The organism is Pseudomonas sp. FP2196 (assembly GCF_030687715.1).
In the GTDB taxonomy this organism is placed as follows: domain Bacteria; phylum Pseudomonadota; class Gammaproteobacteria; order Pseudomonadales; family Pseudomonadaceae; genus Aquipseudomonas.
Genome location: NZ_CP117445.1, coordinates 2,217,837 through 2,234,245, shown reverse-complemented (window position 1 = coordinate 2,234,245; position 16,409 = coordinate 2,217,837). Strand labels below are relative to the sequence as shown.

The following is a 16,409-nucleotide window of genomic DNA, read 5'->3' as shown; positions in this document are numbered from 1 at the left end:
AGCTACGTCGCTTTCGCCGATGGCATGTTCATCGGGAAGGCCGCGCAAACGTTTGCGTAGACCGAACTATGCGAATCCCGCCGACATTTGTCAACAATCAGAAATCGTCATTTATTGCAGGGCGATTCTTCTGACCGCGCCGCGATGCTTATGCCGTGGTATTGACCAGGCCACCGCTGCTGGAGTCCTTGGCCATCTCCTTGACCAATGCATTGGTGACTTCCGACAGCGCGCTATTGGTGTCAGCGATTTGCCCCTGCATGGACATGAGCACCTGCGCCTTGGCCTCGGGTGTCGGATAGCTCGCCGTCTGTGCCGCAGACAATTGCTGCTGCTGTTCCTGAAGTTGCTTTTGCAATTCCTGCATCCGCTTCAGCAGCATTTTGACGGTGATACTCAGGTTATCACCGCTTTCGGCCTTACTTTCTTCTTGGGCGGCGCCACCGGTTCTGACCTGATTGCCGTCATCTTTATCCGTACCCAGCGCCTCGGCGGCAGCGCTCTCCTCCGCCTCACTCAGTGCACTGATCGTCGCGGCGGTTTTGCCGCCGATGGTAACTGCGCCGGGGTTTGTAAAACCGACAGTAAGTGACATGTGAACTCCCTGGAAATTTAGTGCTCTTGAACACACATCGACCTGTGCGATGGATTCTTTAGCAGAAAACCCGATACCGACAACCCAATTTGTTCGACAGACGCGGTAGTCCTTTTCGGAGAGCCGAACGCGAAAGCGTGCATTGTTCGGAAACCCGGATAAATGAATCAACAGTGTATTTTTCAGATTACAAAATATTGATATAAATCATGATGTTAAACATTTCTCCGACGCACAGTACGGCTGGTATAGATCCTGCTCCCTTCACCGCACCCGGGCATTCAGATCGGCTCGGGGTGAATCTAGATGAACCTGCATCAGCACCGTCTCACTACTAGAGAGAAAAATAATGAAATCTGCTTTCAACACCTTCGCTCCGGGCGCTTTGGCCCTCCTCCTGCTTCTGCCTGCCGCCCTTCAAGCAAAAGAAGTCGAAACCCAGACCAAACTCGCCAACGTCGTGGTTCTCGCCACTGGCGGCACCATCGCCGGGGCCGGGGCCAGCGCCGCCAACAGCGCGACTTATCAGGCCGCCAAAGTCGGTGTCGAGCAATTGATTGCCGGCATTCCTGAATTGAGCAAACTGGCCAATGTACGTGGCGAACAAGTCATGCAGATCGCCTCGGAAAGCATCACCAACGACAACCTTCTGCAATTGGGTCGTCGCGTCTCCGAACTGGCAGACAGCAAAGACGTCGACGGTATCGTCATCACCCACGGCACTGACACCCTGGAAGAAACCGCCTACTTCCTGAACCTGGTCGAGAAGACCGACAAACCGATCATTGTCGTCGGTTCCATGCGCCCGGGCACCGCCATGTCGGCGGACGGCATGCTCAACCTGTACAACGCCGTAGCCGTGGCCAGCAGCAAGGAAGCTCGCGGTAAAGGCGTACTGGTGACCATGAACGATGAAATCCAGTCCGGTCGCGACGTCAGCAAAACAATCAACATCAAGACCGAAGCATTCAAAAGTGCCTGGGGCCCGCTGGGCATGGTGGTTGAAGGCAAATCCTACTGGTTCCGCTTGCCGGCCAAGCGTCACACCATGGATTCGGAATTCGACATCAAAAACATCAAGAGCCTTCCTGACGTAGAAATTGCCTATTCCTACGGCAACGTCAGCGATACCGCCTACAAGGCACTCGCCCAATCCGGCGCCAAAGCCATTATCCACGCCGGTACCGGCAACGGCTCGGTGTCCTCCCGCGTGGTTCCATCCCTGCAGGCACTGCGCAAGGATGGCGTGCAAATCATCCGTTCTTCCCACGTCAATGCCGGCGGCTTCGTTCTGCGCAACGCCGAACAGCCTGACGACAAGTACGACTGGGTCGTTGCTCACGACCTGAATCCGCAAAAAGCCCGCATTCTGGCGATGGTTGCACTGACCAAAACCAACGACAGCAAAGAGCTGCAACGGATGTTCTGGGAATATTGATTGACCTTCGTCCGATCGACTATCGGTCGGGCATTCTTCGCACCACTCGTTGCTTTGACGGGCGGTGCGTCGCCTACAACCCGTAGGCATATTTCATACAAAAAAATCGACGTGGCTTACACCAAAGTCAGAAAACCGCTGTCAGAGGATTTTCTTGAATTTTAAGCAGTTGCGAAAAGGCTTACAGTTAAATACTGTATGCACGTACAGCTTAATAAGGATAACCTCGTGGCCACTTCCCCTGATGCTCCTGACGCTTATGAACGCATGGGTATGCGCGTTCAGAAAATCATCAATTCCCCCTCCGCACAAAAAGCCAAAGCCGCACTGATCTTCCGACTGCCGGACGAGCCGATGAATGAATGGGAGCGGCTACTCGAGGAAATCGACGAGAACGACAACGTCACCCTCGCCTACCGCGACGATGGCGGCGTACAGATTTTTTGGGTTGTGCCAAAGGAAGATTGATTCAATGAGTGTCCGCTGTTTTGCTTTGCTGTTGCTGTTCATCGCCACGAGCGCCCAGGCGGGTGCACCTCGTACATTCACGGAAGCCAAGAAGGTCGCCTGGAAGCTATATGCGCCGCAGTCCACCGAGTTTTATTGCGGGTGTAAATACACCGGCAACAAGGTTGATCTGAAAGCCTGCGGATACGTGCCACGCAAAAATGCCAAGCGGGCCTCGCGCATCGAGTGGGAGCACATCGTACCGGCCTGGCAGTTCGGCCATCAGCGACAATGCTGGCAGGAAGGTGGACGCAAGAATTGCACACGTTACGATCCAAGCTATCAGAAAGCCGAGGCCGACCTGCACAACCTGGTACCGAGTATTGGTGAGGTCAACGGCGACCGGAGCAACTTCAGCTACGGTTGGCTGCCGGTACAGTCTGGCCAGTATGGCTCGTGCCTGACCCAAGTCGACTTCAAGGCCAAGAAGGTAATGCCTCGTCCGTCGATTCGCGGCATGATCGCCCGCACCTATTTCTACATGAGCAAGCAGTACGGATTGCGTCTGTCGAAACAGGATCGGCAATTGTATGAGGCGTGGGATAAGACTTACCCGGTACAAGACTGGGAACGTCAGCGAAATCAAAGCGTGGCGTGCGTGATGGGGCGCGGCAATGAATTTGTCGGCCCGGTCAATATGAAAGCTTGCGGCTGATTGCAACGCAAAAAAAAGGCTTCGAACGTTATGTTCGAGGCCTTTTTTGTGGCTAGCTGCCAGACTTGTTGTAGCGCCAATACCCCATCAGGTTGAGCGACTCGCGAGGGATACCGCATTCCTTGATCAGGTATCTGCGCAAGCTCATGACCGCCGCAGACTCTCCAGCAACCCAACCGTAAAATCCTTCGGGAGCCGTCTCGGCAATTTCCCAGAGAATGTCCTTGTCGATGTCGACATCGGCCAACTCGACTGCACGCCCTGTTGTCGACGTATGAATGGGCAGCTTTGCCTCACGCACCGCCTCAACCATCAATGCTCCAGCGACCACTTCACCCGCTTGATCGCGGATTAACCACCGCACTGACAGCCCCGGCCAATGAGGCACTGCAAGCATGTCCTGTGCGCTATCGACTTCGAAAAATGCCTGGACTTGCGGCGGCTCGGTGAGCACTGCCAACTCATCCAGAATACCCATGGCAGCCGGCAGCGCCGTCGCGTCGGCGACGAGCAGAACCTGCTTGAGGGCTTGCGGCGGTTTCCATTCAAATCCTCCTGCATCCCGTGCCGGGAAATGGCTGTCGGGGGCGAGTATCTGCATCGAGTCACCAGGTTGCGCTCGAAGCGCCCAGCGCGATGCGGGCCCAGTCTCGCCGTGCAAGACGAAATCGATATCCACTTCACCCTCTGACGCGCGCAAATGGCGAATGGTGTAAGTGCGCATCGCAGGACGTCGATCCGCCAGCATCGCCCGGAAGCGAGCGTACCAACCTTCACTCTGGGAAAGCCTGGATTGCGAACCGTCCGCGGCAGGAAAAAACAGCTTCACCCGTTGATCCGGCGCCCAAGTGGCCATTTCATTGACTGGCGGGCCGCTGAGCGTGATCCGCATCATGTGCGGGGTCAACTGCGTCTTACGATGCAGGATGACATCGAATAATTTGTAGGGATTGGCGGAGGCCATGCGGAGCTCCTTCTGGAAATCATCGGCGACTTCAAAAGGAACGAATCGCGTTTGACAACCTTTAGGCAGCTCCGCCGAATGGATCGTTTACGGCGTGAGCGGATGCTCAACCAGCACCGATTCAACATTCTGCTTTTTGGCCTTTACCAATGCTGCATCAACTTGCACCTTTCGTGCTTCTGCCTCGGCCTGGGAATTGAACGGACCAATCAGAATGCGCGTCTTGCCGCTACTGTCCTTGATGACTGTCGGAACGAAAGCATGTTCGATCAACCAGCCACTCAGGTCACTGACTGCCTGAGGGGTTTCGCCGCGCACTTCCAGATCCCACTGTGGAGCAGAGACCACCGCTGGAGCGCTCGCCACTGCCGCTTTCGGCTTCTGCACGTCTACACTCTTGCCTTCACCACATCCTGCCAATGCCAGTGCCGCGACCATCCAGACCAATTTGCGCACAACGCTTTCCTCGGAAATCTCAAAGCGGCGATCTTATCATTCATAAATACTTCGCGAGCCCCGCAAAATGGGCACAAAACAACGAGATTGATGATTGCAGCCTCTGTATAGTTACGCCCTGGGAATTAATGCCGCATCTGCGCGTCAGAAAGAGGCACCCAAACCATGAGACTTCGCACTAATCTATACGTACCACCGACCTCTGCACTGTCTGAATCAGGTGCCCTACAAAGCAATCAAGGAGAAGACCATGCTGATACTCACCCGCAAAGTCGGTGAAAGCATAAATATTGGTGATGACATTACTATCACTATCCTGGGCGTTAGCGGCCAGCAAGTACGAATTGGCATCAATGCCCCGAAGAACGTTGCGGTGCACCGTGAAGAGATTTACCAGCGCATTCAGGCTGGCCTGACCGCTCCGGACAAGCCACAAACGCCCTGAAACGACTCGCAGTCAGTAGCCAGTTCGTTTGCCTCGTGTAATGACTGGCTAAAGATTCACGCGCCGTATCGCCATCCGCTCCCCACTCTGCTGGGCACGGCGCCTGACACACGAATCCCCTTCCGATTCATTGCTGCTCCCCCCCCAGTTGCCGCCCGATACTACCCGTCATTCTCGAGGCTGGCTGTCGGACGTTTCCGATAGAGCGCAAGGAATTCGCTCTCCTAAGCGAATATCACGCCACGCGCCATACCCGTGGCGGCTACCATCATGAGCACCAGCAGCAATGCCTCGACATGACTGATTCGTGCGTACAACTTTGCACGCCTGGTATCGAACGCCGCACCCCGCGCTGACGCAATCCGCCATTTGACCAACGTGATCATCGGCGCAAGCTCTATCAACAGAATCAGCACAAACAGCGTCATCTTCAGATGGAACAGTGGCTGATGAAGATAATAGTCAGCACCCTTTTCATACCCGCCAAACGCCCGCATCCCACCTGTCACCAGCAGAACCAGCGCAGAAATACCCCATAGATTGTCGGCGAGCAGCACGCGCCTGACCTCCCCCACTCCCTCTGCCAAGCGACTGAACGCGGCTCCACGAGTGAGTACCGCCCAAAAGCCCAAGGCAAAAGCCAGTAGATGAATAGCCGCTAGAAACCAGTGAACCAGCATCGACACACTCCTTTGGGAAGGGTTGGAATTCGGCCAGTCAGTAGTAGTTGAAAAAGTGCGGATTTGCCCGTACAGGATCGCAGGAACAAAGAGAAGCACTGCGAAAGCCAAATCGCAGGCAAAAAAAATCCCAAGCAGCTGATGGAAGCTTGGGATTTAAAAATGCATAAACCGTGGTGGTGAACGCGGGAGGGATGTTACTGAATTCCACGGTCGGTAACAATGCTTTTTTGATAACCGGTTGGTTCGTAACATCCGTAAGCCATTAAATATCAACACTATTTAATGGTCGACAAAGTCGACCCGTTGAAATTTTCAGTTCCGAGCGATCAACATCGGAAAACAGCGTACTCGCCCAAACCAATGCATCAAAAGAGAGCGAAACGAAGAGCTTTGAAAGAGATTTAAATCGCAGACAACAAAAAAGGGCTCACCTTTCGGTGAGCCCTTCCAGACCGCCCAGCAGAGCGGATTTTGTTTGGTAGGCGCGATTGGACTCGAACCAACGACCCCCACCATGTCAAGGTGGTGCTCTAACCAACTGAGCTACGTGCCTGCTGTGAGGCGGCATTCTACGGAATTTCGGAGGGGTGTCAACACCTTTTTTTCACCTAACCCTATGAATATGCAAAATATTTAATTTCCAGTCATCGAAGAGATTTTTCCGGTGGCTGGCGGAGGTTTTTCAACTCGGGTAGGATCGACGCACTCGTAAAATATATTAAACAGAGGCTGCAGGATGGCGAACACCCTTTACCCAGAGTCTTATTACGCTGCGTCGGCCAATGCCGTACCGCCACGTCCGGCCTTGCAGGATGATGTGGAGACGGACGTCTGTGTGATTGGCGCCGGGTATACCGGACTGTCCTCCGCCCTGTTCCTGCTGGAGAACGGTTTTCGCGTGACCGTACTGGAAGCGGCAAAGGTCGGTTTCGGCGCATCGGGCCGTAATGGTGGCCAGATCGTCAACAGCTACAGCCGCGACATCGACGTGATCGAGCGCTCCGTCGGCCCTGAACAGGCGCAGTTGCTGGGGCAGATGGCTTTTGAGGGCGGGCGGATCATTCGCGAACGCGTGGCCAAATACGACATTCAGTGCGATTTGAAGGATGGGGGCGTGTTTGCCGCACTGACAGCAAAACAAATGGGCCATCTGGAATCGCAGAAACGCCTGTGGGAGCGTTTCGGCCACACGCAACTGGAGTTGCTGGATCAGCGCCGTGTTCGCGAAGTGGTCGCCTGCGATCAATACGTCGGCGGCATGCTCGACATGAGCGGTGGCCACATACATCCACTGAACCTGGCGCTCGGCGAAGCGGCCGCCGTTGAATCCCTCGGCGGCACTATCTATGAGCAATCGCCCGCCGTGCGCATCGAGCGCGGCGCCAACCCGGTCGTGCATACACCGCAAGGCAAGGTCAGAGCCAAATTCATTATCGTCGCCGGCAACGCCTACCTCGGCAATCTGGTGCCGGAGCTGGCAGCCAAATCCATGCCGTGCGGCACGCAGGTGATTACCACGGAGCCGCTGGGTGATGAACTGGCACAGTCCCTGCTGCCTCAGGACTACTGCGTCGAGGACTGCAACTACTTGCTCGATTATTACCGTCTGACGAGCGACAAACGCCTGATCTTCGGCGGCGGCGTGGTGTATGGCGCACGGGATCCGGCGAACATCGAAGCGATCATCCGTCCGAAAATGCTCAAGGCCTTTCCGCAACTCAAGGACGTTAAGATCGACTACGCGTGGACAGGAAATTTCCTGCTGACACTGTCGCGTTTGCCTCAGGTTGGGCGTTTGGGCGACAACATCTATTACTCGCAAGGCTGCAGCGGCCATGGTGTGACTTATACGCATCTGGCCGGCAAGGTGTTGGCCGAGGCATTGCGTGGTCAGGCCGAGCGTTTTGATGCGTTCGCTGATCTGCCGCACTATCCGTTCCCGGGCGGGCAGTTGCTGCGCACGCCGTTTGCGGCGCTGGGTGCCTGGTATTACGGGTTGCGCGACAAATACGGAATGTAAAAAAGGGCCACTGGAAAGTGGCCCTTTTTATCGCACAGAGAAAGCGTTCAAAGCTGATCCCGAGCAATCCCGCTACGAATCCGCAAGATATCGGCAAGCACCGCCAGGGCAATCTCCGCCGGTGTCTTGCTGCCGAGGTTAAGACCAATCGGCGCATGAATCCGCGCCAACTCGCCCTCCCCCAACCCGCCGATACGACGCAAACGCTCGAAGCGCTTTTGCGATGTCTGCTGCGACCCCATGACACCAATGTAGAACGCATCAGTGCGTACCGCTTCCATCATCGCCAGATCGTCGATCCGTGGATCGTGGGTCAGCGCCACCACTGCCGTGTCGCGGTGGCAACCGCCGTCGGCAATGAACACCGACGGCAGCTGTCGACGAATCTCCACGCCGTTCAGCATAACGCCTTCGAGCACTTCATCGCGCGGGTCGCAGAGAATCACTTCGAAGCCCAATCCCACGGCAAACTCGGCACACGCCTGCGCCACACTGGAATATCCGGCGAGCAACAAGCGTTGCGCCGCACCGACTCGAATGCGTACCCGATCAATCTCGCGCTCGATCCGTGCACCCTGCTCGCGATCAGCAAATAGACTGCGCACACCACTGGCCAGATCGACCTCGCGAATCAGCCGACGCTGACCAAGCAGCGCCGACTCCAGTTCACGCAAATGCGCCTGCACATCACAGTCAGCGTCAAATTTCTCTACCAGCACATCGAGAACGCCGCCACAGGGCAGGCTGACACGCGAGCGCGGATCATCGCCTTCACCGTAGCGCACCACGTTGACCGCATCGAGAAACGCACCTTCGGCGACACGCTCGAGAAAATCCTCCTCGACGCAACCGCCGGACAGCGACCCGATCCACAGTCCGCCATCATTCACAGCCAGCAGCGAACCCGGCGCACGCGGTGCCGAGCCATAAGTGGTCAGCACGGTGCAGAGCCAGATGCGCTGCCCCGCCACCGACCACTCCAGCGCCCGTCGCACCACTTGTAGATCAAGATGCTGCATGTCAGTGCGCCTTGTGCTCAATGGACGGCGCTTCGGCTTGCAGCTTCTGCACCTCGGTCACCGCCAATTCACCAGACTGACCACCCCAGCCTTGGCGCAGGTAATTGAGCAGATCGGTCAGTTGCTCAGGCTTGAGCTTGTCGGCGAAACCCGGCATCGGCTGCATGTGCTCGAATCCGGCGAACTTCTGTTCGCCGATACCGTCTTCGATCACGCGCAACAGATTGCGTGGATCTTCCAGTCGCAGCGTGGTGTTGCCGCGCATCGCCACCGCAATGTGCGGCTTACCTTCGCCACCCTCGGCGTGGCAACCGGCGCAGACGTTCAAGTAGTCCTGACGGCCGCGCTGGGCGCTTGGGCTGAGCTTGTCCACTGGCACCTCGACGAGTGCTTTGGCTGCCGGAGGTTTATCGCCAAGCAGGAAGGTGGCCATCGCTGCCAGATCGGTGTCGTTCAGCCCCTGGGTGCTGTTGTGGAACACCGGAAACATCTCGTTGAACATCGTCCCTTGCGCACTCATGCCGTGCTTGAGGAAGGTGCTCAGATCCTGATTATTCCAGCCGCGCGCCGCCAGATCAGTGGCCAGTAGGCTCGGCGCCAAATAGCCATTGAGGATGCCACCGGTCAGACGCTTGTCCATCTGCATCGCACCCGGCAGGCCACGCGGTGTATGGCACTCGCCGCAGTGGCCGAGAACATCGACCATGTATTGGCCACGCTTCCAGCCTTCGCTCTTGCCTTCGGCAGATTCCAGCTTCACTGCTTTGCCGTACATCATGTTCCAGCCCATCAGGCCCAGACGCACGTTGAACGGAAAGCTGAGGCTAGTGACCGGAGCCGCGCGCTCGATTGGCTCGACGGTTTTCAGGTATGCATGAATCGCGTCCGAATCTTCACGCGGCACCAAGTGATACGAGGTATACGGCATTGCCGGATACAGGTTCGCACCATCGCGACGCTTGCCTGCAGTCAGCGCAGCGAAGAACTCGTCATCGGTGTACAAACCGATGCCGTGCTCTTTGCTCGGCGTGATGTTGGTGCCGTAGATCGTGCCGAACGGCGAAACAATCGGCAGGCCGCCGGCATACGGCGCGCCGCCCGGCGCGGTGTGGCACGCCATGCAGTCGGCGGCACGGGCGAGGTATTCACCGCGCTTGACCTGATCATCGGCATGCGCAAAAAGCACCGGCGCAGCCAGCCCGACCGCCAAGGTCAGACGGGTCAGTAAAAGCTTCATGCTTAACCCTCCTTGACCAGGCCGAGATCGGTCAGCACGTTGCGGGTGGCGTTGTAGTAACGCACGTACCCAGTGCAACGGCAGACGTGGTGACCGAGGCTATCCTCAATGACTTGTTCCAGTTTGCTTTTGACGATCGGCTGGCGTTGCAGCTTTTCAACCAAAACGGTCGCGGCGTTGACGAAGCCCGGCGCGCAGTAGCTGCACTGGAAGGCGAACTCATCGACGAAGCGTTGCTGGATCGGATTCAGCTCAGTGACCTGGCCCTGCTTATCGCGGGTCGCATGGCCTTCGATGGTGCGGACTTTTTTGCCTTCGAAGTAATGCGCGCCAGTGATGCAGGTGCGCACTTCTTCGCTGGTGCCGTCCGGGTTGTCGACGATCACCACGCAGGCGTGGCAAATACCCTGGCCACAACCCAGACGCGAACCGGTGAGATTTTTGTATTCGTGCAGGTAGTCGATCATCGGCAGGTCATCAGGGATGTCCACCGGACCGACGGATTGACCATTAAGGGTCAGTTGAAGCGGACGGTTAGCCATTGAGGGCCTCCTTGATGCGCGCAGCAGTGATAGGCAGATCGCGAACACGTTTACCGATGGCGTGTGCCACGGCGTTACCGATGGCACCGACCACCGGGATCATCACCACTTCGGCAATGCCTTTGGACGGGTCGCTTGGCGACAGCGGCGGCAGAATTTCCGCCGTCTGCTTCCAAACCGCGACGTGGCGCGCCATTGGCAGACGATACCGGTTGAAGTTCCAGTCACCCTCCCCCGGCCCACCTTCGTACAGCGGCATCTCCTCCATCAGCGCGTGGCCAATTCCCATGGCTATCCCGCCTTCGAGCTGACCCTTGACCAGCTCTTCGACCAGCACACGACCGCACTCGACCCACGAATGGTGGTTGAGCACTTCGACTTCCGCCGAGCCTTTGTTGACCTTCAACTCGACCAGCGTGGCAACCGGGCTGTAGTAAGTCACCGCAGCGTTGTTCAGCTGGGTTACCGGGTAGTTGATGTTCTGGCGGTCCAGCAAGTGGAAACCGGCTGTGCTCATCATTGCCTGCTTAGCCTTCGGCGCACCGTCGCCGTACTTCACCGCCAGACCGTCGAGCGGCAGGCGCTCTTTTACGCCGTCGATGCTGTATTCGGCCTCAGCCCAGCTCCAGCGGTTGAACGCGTGAACAGTGGCGCCAGTGACCAGACCGCGCTCGTGAGCACGCTTGGCCAGCTCTTCAAAGCTCAGCGGCTGCATACCGTTGGCGGTGAGCTTGCCGTCGATCCAATGCGCATCCTCGCGACGCACCACATAAGGGTTGGCCTGACCGCCATAAGGGCCCTGACGCCAGATCTCCAGGGCCGCCGGCCACAAGCCGTGATTGAACAACACGCGCGCCGCTTCGCGGGTGGCGTGGCTGAAGTAGTAAGCCGAGTTGGTCGCCGACGACGCCGAAGCCAACTTGCCAACCCAACGAGGATTACGCAGCAGATTGTCCTGCTCGGCCTGGCTCATGATGTATGGGTTGCCGCTGGTGATCAGCTGCATTTCCTTCCATTCGGTTTCGCCCGTCTTTACTTCGTGGGCCGGACTGCCAAGGAAGTCGGCGACCACCAGAGCTTGCGAAGTAGACATGCCGGTGCCGATTTCAATGCCGATGTGGCGCAAGGTGATGCGACCGTCCGCGGTGAATTCGATGCTGGCCATCGGCGCTTCGGAACCGGTGCCGAAGTCTTTCTGGCAAATGGCGAAACCAACGCCGTACCAGTTATCCGGATCTGCCGCTTCGCGCTGCTTCTTGATCGCGTCGCGGTTTTTCCAGACTTCGTGCACCGAGGCCTTGTCGAGAATTTCGTGCAGGCGCAAGGCACCGGCAGGGATCGCACCCTGGGTGTTTTTCATGCCGGAACGCAGAGCATTCTTGCGACGCAGATCAATCGCGTCGACACCGAGGCGATTGGCGATTTCGTCGACCATCATTTCGGTCGAGGCCATGCTCTGCAGCGTGCCGTAACCGCGCATCGAACCCGCCTCAACAGCACGGGAGTGGTAAGCGGTGACCTGCAAGTCGTTCTGCGGCATGTAGTAGATCGACTGCGCCGCCGTAGCGCCAACCGCAGCAACCGAAGGGCTGTAGTTGATGCGACCACCGCCGTCGACGCTCATTTCGGCACGGAAGATCTTGAAGCTGTAGTCGTTCTTGTCCACCGCCAGTTGGTAGCGGATGTCGAACGGGTGACGCTTGATGCCACTCTGAAACTGTTCGTAGCGGTCGTTGGCCAGACGTACCGGCACACCGGCGCCATACAGCGCAGCGAGGGCTGCGTAGTAGACGAAGATGTTGTGGTCTTTGGAACCGTAACCGACGGTGTAACCCGGGTGCATGTTCAGGTTATCCAGGCCGAAACGCGACGGTGCGATCATTTTCGCGGTATCGGTCGCAGTTTCCAGTGGACACTGAGTGGCCACGACGAAGTGCAAAGTCTTGGTTTTCGGATCGTACCAACCGTTGCCGTTATCCGGCTCCATGGCGGCAGGCTCGATCGACGGGGTCTTGTAGCGCTCGTCGAACACCAGCCAGTTGTCCGGCGGTGTGTCGATCTCTTTCTTCATGCGTTCGGCGTAGAACAGACCGCGCTCGGTCAGGTTGCCGTGCAGGTTCGGCTGTGAATTCCACACCGGGCGACGGTTTTTCAGCATCGGGAACAGGATCGAGTCCTTGAGGCTGGCGAACTCGTCTTCATCGGCCGAGGTCGGGCCGCCGACGCGCACGTAGCGGAAGCTGCCGTAGGGATCGCCTTCGTAGAACGGCACTTGAGCGCCGTAACGAATCGCCTTGTCATTGAATTTGAGTTTGTTCTTGGCCTGGCGGAAACGCTCGAAGTCGTTCCAGATCAGGATCGCCACCGGGTGACCGATGAACATCGGCACCTTGCCTTCCGGCAGCAGCGGATCCGGCGCGTGCTCTTCCGGGAAAACGATGCCGTCCTTGTCCAGATCAGCAGCGGTAACGATGCGGTCAGGTTGCAAGTCGGCGCCGAGCCACGACAGATCGTAACCCTCGTAGATACGGTCAGCCTTGATGGTTTTGAGCAGCATGGCGTGGCCTTGCTGCTCAGGCCAGCCCGGCATGTCCTTGGAGCGGATGTCGCGGGCAAACACTTTGCTGCCGCAGACTTTAGACAAGGCATCGTTACGCTGGCGCGCCTTGCCGTTGTTGCCGAGCCACTTCTCGGACGGCACGGTCACACTGTTTTCCATCAAGGCAGCCAGCGCCTGACTGCTGAGCGGCGTGAGCGTAACGCTCACACCCGCCACCAGCCCGCCCTGGAGGAACGAGCGCCGGGATATTTCACGGTTGGACATGGATCATCCTCTGGGCGGTTATGTGTCCGCCCTTCTGGTTATCTACTGGGAATCTCGAGTCTTGCAGAAGCTCTTTCTGGCGAAGCAAAGAGCTGTGTTGACAGTGCAAAGCTGACCGAAAGGTTAACTTTAAAGGTTTCTTGGCTCGCAGCAAACAACCAGTTACATAATTCTGACTAAAGAATCAAAAAATCAATGCGACGTGGTATCGCAGCATTCAGGTAGACAGCCCTGCTCACACTATCTTTGCCAAATACAAAACCCTGTAGGAGCTGTCGAGTGAAACGAGGCTGCGATCTTTTGATCTGGTTTTTTAATAATCAAATCAAAAGATCGCAGCGTGCCGCAGCTCCTACAGGGATATCGTGCAGGGACGTAAATAGGAGAGAGGAAAGAGGAAAGAGGAAAGCCAAATTTCAGACACAAAAAACCCCGGTCTTTCGACCAGGGTCTTTGCTATCGATTCCGAATCAACCAACGGTCACTTTCGGTGCTTCAAGGCGTTCAGTGGTCCTTGAAGCAGATATGGCGCAGCGGACGGGACTCGAACCCGCGACCCCCGGCGTGACAGGCCGGTATTCTAACCGACTGAACTACCGCTGCGTATCGCTTTGAGCTTGCGCTCAAGTAACTCGTTTTGACTGAAAGCTTCGGTGCTTTGCAATCGCGAACCAGACAAGGCCTGACTCGTAAAATATGGCGCAGCGGACGGGACTCGAACCCGCGACCCCCGGCGTGACAGGCCGGTATTCTAACCGACTGAACTACCGCTGCGCGTCGGTGCAGGCACTTTCAGCCTACCTCTTGCTTTCGCAAGTTTCTCGGGGAGTGGTGGGTGATGACGGGATCGAACCGCCGACATTCTGCTTGTAAGGCAGACGCTCTCCCAGCTGAGCTAATCACCCGTTTGCATCTCCGAGGCCGCGAAATTTACGCAGGTAGCGAACCTAAGTCAATAGCAGGATTGAAGTTTTTCTAAAAAAGACGAAATTGAGTCATTCCGTATAGATCATCTTCTTGGTCATACCGCCATCGACCACAAATTCCTGCCCGGTGACAAACCCGGCATTGCGCGACAGCAGCCAGGCAACCATCGCCGCCACATCTTCGACCGTCCCTACCCTGCCGGCCGGATGCTGGGCATGATCGGCATCGGCCAGAGGCTCCGCGCGACGCGCCGAGGGATCTCGCGCATCGATCCAGCCCGGACTGACCGCGTTAACCCGAATCTCCGGGCCGAGGCTGATCGCCAGCGCGTGAGTCAGCGCCAACAACCCGCCCTTGCTCGCCGCATAAGCCTCAGTATCCGGCTCCGATTGCCCGGCACGGGTGGACGCCAGATTGACGATTGAGCCGTTATGCGCCCGCAGATACGGCGCGCAGTGCTTGGCCAACAACATAGGCCCGCCGAGATTCACCGCCATCACCCGATTCCAGTAAGCCAGATCAAGGCTTTCCAGGGTGATGTTGTGCGGATCAGCCACCGCCGCGTTGCACACCAGCGCATCGAGACGGCCAAACTGCCCCAGTACTTCAGCCACGCCCAGTGCCACCTGACCTTCATCGGCAACATCCATGGCAATGAACCAGGCGTTTTCGCCCAGCACCTTCGCCACTTTTGAACCGCGCAGACGATCCAGATCGGTCAGCACCACTTGCCAGCCTTCACTGATCAGCCATGCCGCGATACCAAGACCAATGCCGCGCGCGGCCCCCGTGACCAGCGCAACGCGGCCATGGGTGCCCGCTTTCGGAGAGGACAACTCGATCACAGCGCCGCCAGACCGCGCGCGAGATCGGCTTGCAGGTCAGCGACATCTTCCAGACCGACCGCAACGCGAATCAGACTGTCACGAATACCTGCGGCTTCACGCTCCTGCGGCGCCAGACGGCCGTGGGAGGTGGTGCTCGGGTGCGTAATGGTGGTTTTGCTGTCGCCGAGGTTGGCAGTGATCGAGATCAATCGGGTCGCGTCGATAAAGCGCCACGCCCCCTCTTTGCCGCCCTTGACCTCAAAGCTCACCACCGCACCGAAGCCCTTCTGCTGACGCTGCGCCAGCTCATGCTGCGGATGGCTCTTGAGACCGGCGTAATGGACTTTCTCGATGCCATCCTGCTGCTCCAGCCATTCGGCCAGTTGCTGAGCATTGGCACAGTGAGCCTTCATTCGCAGGTTCAGGGTTTCCAGACCCTTGAGGAAGATCCACGCATTGAACGGGCTCAAGGTCGGCCCAGCGGTACGCAGGAAGCCGACAACTTCTTTCATCTGCTCGCTGCGACCAGCAACGACACCGCCCATGCAACGGCCCTGGCCATCGATGAACTTGGTGGCCGAATGCACGACGATATCGGCGCCGAGCTTCAGCGGCTGCTGCAACGCAGGCGTGCAGAAGCAGTTGTCGACCACCAGCATCGCGCCTTTGGCGTGAGCGATTTCCGCGAGTGCGGTGATATCCACCAACTCTGCCAGCGGATTGGACGGCGACTCGACGAAGAGCAATTTGGTGTTGGATTTAATCGCCGCATCCCAGCCCGACAGATCGGCCAATGGCACGTAATCGACTTCCACACCAAAACGCTTGAAGTACTTTTCGAACAGGCTGATGGTCGAACCGAACACGCTGCGCGACACCAGCACGTGATCGCCGGCGCTGCACAAGCTCATGACCACCGCCATGATCGCCGCCATACCGGTCGCCGTCGCAACCGCTTGCTCGGCGCTTTCCAGCGCAGCAATACGCTCTTCGAACGCGCGCACGGTCGGGTTGGTGTAACGCGAATAAACGTTGCCTGGCACTTCTCCGGCAAATCGCGCAGCCGCATCTGCAGCGGTGCGGAACACATAGCTGGAGGTGAAGAACATCGGATCACCGTGTTCGCCTTCCGGCGTACGGTGCTGACCGGCACGTACGGCCAGGGTATCGAACGCTACGCCTTCGAGGTCGCTATCCAAACGACCGGCATCCCATTCCTGACTCATGCTGTCACTCCTTGCCCTGTTCTGAATAAATAAAAGTCTTTTGC

The 16,409-nt window shown here is 57.4% G+C and carries 15 protein-coding genes and 4 tRNA genes; 5 read left to right on the top strand and 14 right to left on the bottom strand.

Annotated features, from left to right (window positions below; genetic code table 11):
* Positions 1–148: 148 nt before the first annotated feature.
* Positions 149–595: a hypothetical protein gene (locus tag PSH79_RS09985; RefSeq protein WP_305442408.1), complete on the bottom strand. Its 447-nt coding sequence runs from the start codon at positions 593–595 to the stop codon at positions 149–151.
* A gap of 349 nt (positions 596–944) precedes the next feature.
* On the opposite strand from PSH79_RS09985, the gene PSH79_RS09980 reads away from it, so the two are divergent.
* From PSH79_RS09980 to PSH79_RS09970, 3 genes are all read left to right on the top strand, one after another.
* Complete coding sequence (locus PSH79_RS09980; protein WP_305442407.1) at positions 945–2,033, top strand: asparaginase; 1,089 nt, start codon at positions 945–947, stop codon at positions 2,031–2,033.
* Positions 2,034–2,231: 198 nt separating this feature from the next.
* A complete protein-coding gene (locus PSH79_RS09975; protein ID WP_305442406.1) occupies positions 2,232–2,501 on the top strand; it encodes a DUF1654 domain-containing protein in 270 nt (89 codons plus the stop codon).
* Positions 2,502–2,505: 4 nt separating this feature from the next.
* Positions 2,506–3,195: an endonuclease I family protein gene (locus PSH79_RS09970; protein ID WP_305442404.1), complete on the top strand. Its 690-nt coding sequence runs from the start codon at positions 2,506–2,508 to the stop codon at positions 3,193–3,195.
* A gap of 52 nt (positions 3,196–3,247) precedes the next feature.
* Here PSH79_RS09970 and PSH79_RS09965 read toward each other — a convergent pair whose 3' ends face one another.
* Both PSH79_RS09965 and PSH79_RS09960 read right to left on the bottom strand, forming a co-directional pair.
* Positions 3,248–4,159, bottom strand: a complete 912-nt coding sequence (locus tag PSH79_RS09965) for a siderophore-interacting protein (protein ID WP_305442402.1) — start codon at positions 4,157–4,159, stop codon at positions 3,248–3,250.
* An 87-nt stretch (positions 4,160–4,246) separates the two neighbouring features.
* The gene (locus PSH79_RS09960) at positions 4,247–4,615 is read right to left on the bottom strand and encodes an SPOR domain-containing protein (protein ID WP_187676951.1); all 369 of its coding nucleotides are present in this window, start codon (positions 4,613–4,615) and stop codon (positions 4,247–4,249) included.
* 250 nt (positions 4,616–4,865) lie between these two features.
* Here PSH79_RS09960 and csrA point away from each other — a divergent pair, with 250 nt between their 5' ends.
* The gene (csrA, locus tag PSH79_RS09955) at positions 4,866–5,060 is read left to right on the top strand and encodes a carbon storage regulator CsrA (RefSeq protein WP_003179932.1); all 195 of its coding nucleotides are present in this window, start codon (positions 4,866–4,868) and stop codon (positions 5,058–5,060) included.
* Positions 5,061–5,284: 224 nt separating this feature from the next.
* On the opposite strand, the gene PSH79_RS09950 is transcribed toward csrA, so the two are convergent.
* Together PSH79_RS09950 and PSH79_RS09945 are read right to left on the bottom strand one after the other, a co-directional pair.
* Entirely contained in the window at positions 5,285–5,740 is a 456-nt protein-coding gene (locus PSH79_RS09950; protein WP_305442401.1) for a DUF2214 family protein, read from the bottom strand.
* A 479-nt stretch (positions 5,741–6,219) separates the two neighbouring features.
* Positions 6,220–6,296 (bottom strand) — tRNA-Val (locus tag PSH79_RS09945).
* A 183-nt stretch (positions 6,297–6,479) separates the two neighbouring features.
* Here PSH79_RS09945 and PSH79_RS09940 point away from each other — a divergent pair.
* Entirely contained in the window at positions 6,480–7,763 is a 1,284-nt protein-coding gene (locus PSH79_RS09940; protein WP_305442400.1) for an FAD-binding oxidoreductase, read from the top strand.
* Positions 7,764–7,810: 47 nt separating this feature from the next.
* Here the strand turns inward: PSH79_RS09940 and PSH79_RS09935 are convergent, their stop codons facing one another.
* The 9 genes from PSH79_RS09935 to PSH79_RS09895 form a co-directional block, all read right to left on the bottom strand.
* The gene (locus tag PSH79_RS09935; protein ID WP_305442399.1) at positions 7,811–8,782 is read right to left on the bottom strand and encodes an XdhC family protein; all 972 of its coding nucleotides are present in this window, start codon (positions 8,780–8,782) and stop codon (positions 7,811–7,813) included.
* A gap of 1 nt (position 8,783) precedes the next feature.
* Positions 8,784–10,019, bottom strand: a complete 1,236-nt coding sequence (locus PSH79_RS09930) for a cytochrome c (RefSeq protein WP_305442397.1) — start codon at positions 10,017–10,019, stop codon at positions 8,784–8,786.
* Positions 10,020–10,021: 2 nt separating this feature from the next.
* Entirely contained in the window at positions 10,022–10,561 is a 540-nt protein-coding gene (locus tag PSH79_RS09925) for a (2Fe-2S)-binding protein (protein ID WP_305442396.1), read from the bottom strand.
* A complete protein-coding gene (locus tag PSH79_RS09920) occupies positions 10,554–13,385 on the bottom strand; it encodes a xanthine dehydrogenase family protein molybdopterin-binding subunit (protein WP_305442395.1) in 2,832 nt (943 codons plus the stop codon). The genes PSH79_RS09925 and PSH79_RS09920 overlap by 8 nt, the downstream gene beginning before the upstream one ends.
* Before the next feature lie 526 nt (positions 13,386–13,911).
* A tRNA-Asp gene (locus tag PSH79_RS09915) sits at positions 13,912–13,988 on the bottom strand.
* 94 nt (positions 13,989–14,082) lie between these two features.
* Positions 14,083–14,159: transfer RNA gene (locus PSH79_RS09910), tRNA-Asp, on the bottom strand.
* A 55-nt stretch (positions 14,160–14,214) separates the two neighbouring features.
* Positions 14,215–14,290 (bottom strand) — tRNA-Val (locus PSH79_RS09905).
* 90 nt (positions 14,291–14,380) lie between these two features.
* Positions 14,381–15,157: an SDR family oxidoreductase gene (locus tag PSH79_RS09900; protein WP_305442394.1), complete on the bottom strand. Its 777-nt coding sequence runs from the start codon at positions 15,155–15,157 to the stop codon at positions 14,381–14,383.
* On the bottom strand, positions 15,154–16,365 hold the full coding sequence (locus PSH79_RS09895; RefSeq protein ID WP_305442393.1) for an O-succinylhomoserine sulfhydrylase: 1,212 nt from the start codon (positions 16,363–16,365) through the stop codon (positions 15,154–15,156). Before PSH79_RS09895 ends, PSH79_RS09900 begins: the two co-directional genes overlap by 4 nt.
* Positions 16,366–16,409: the final 44 nt, after the last annotated feature.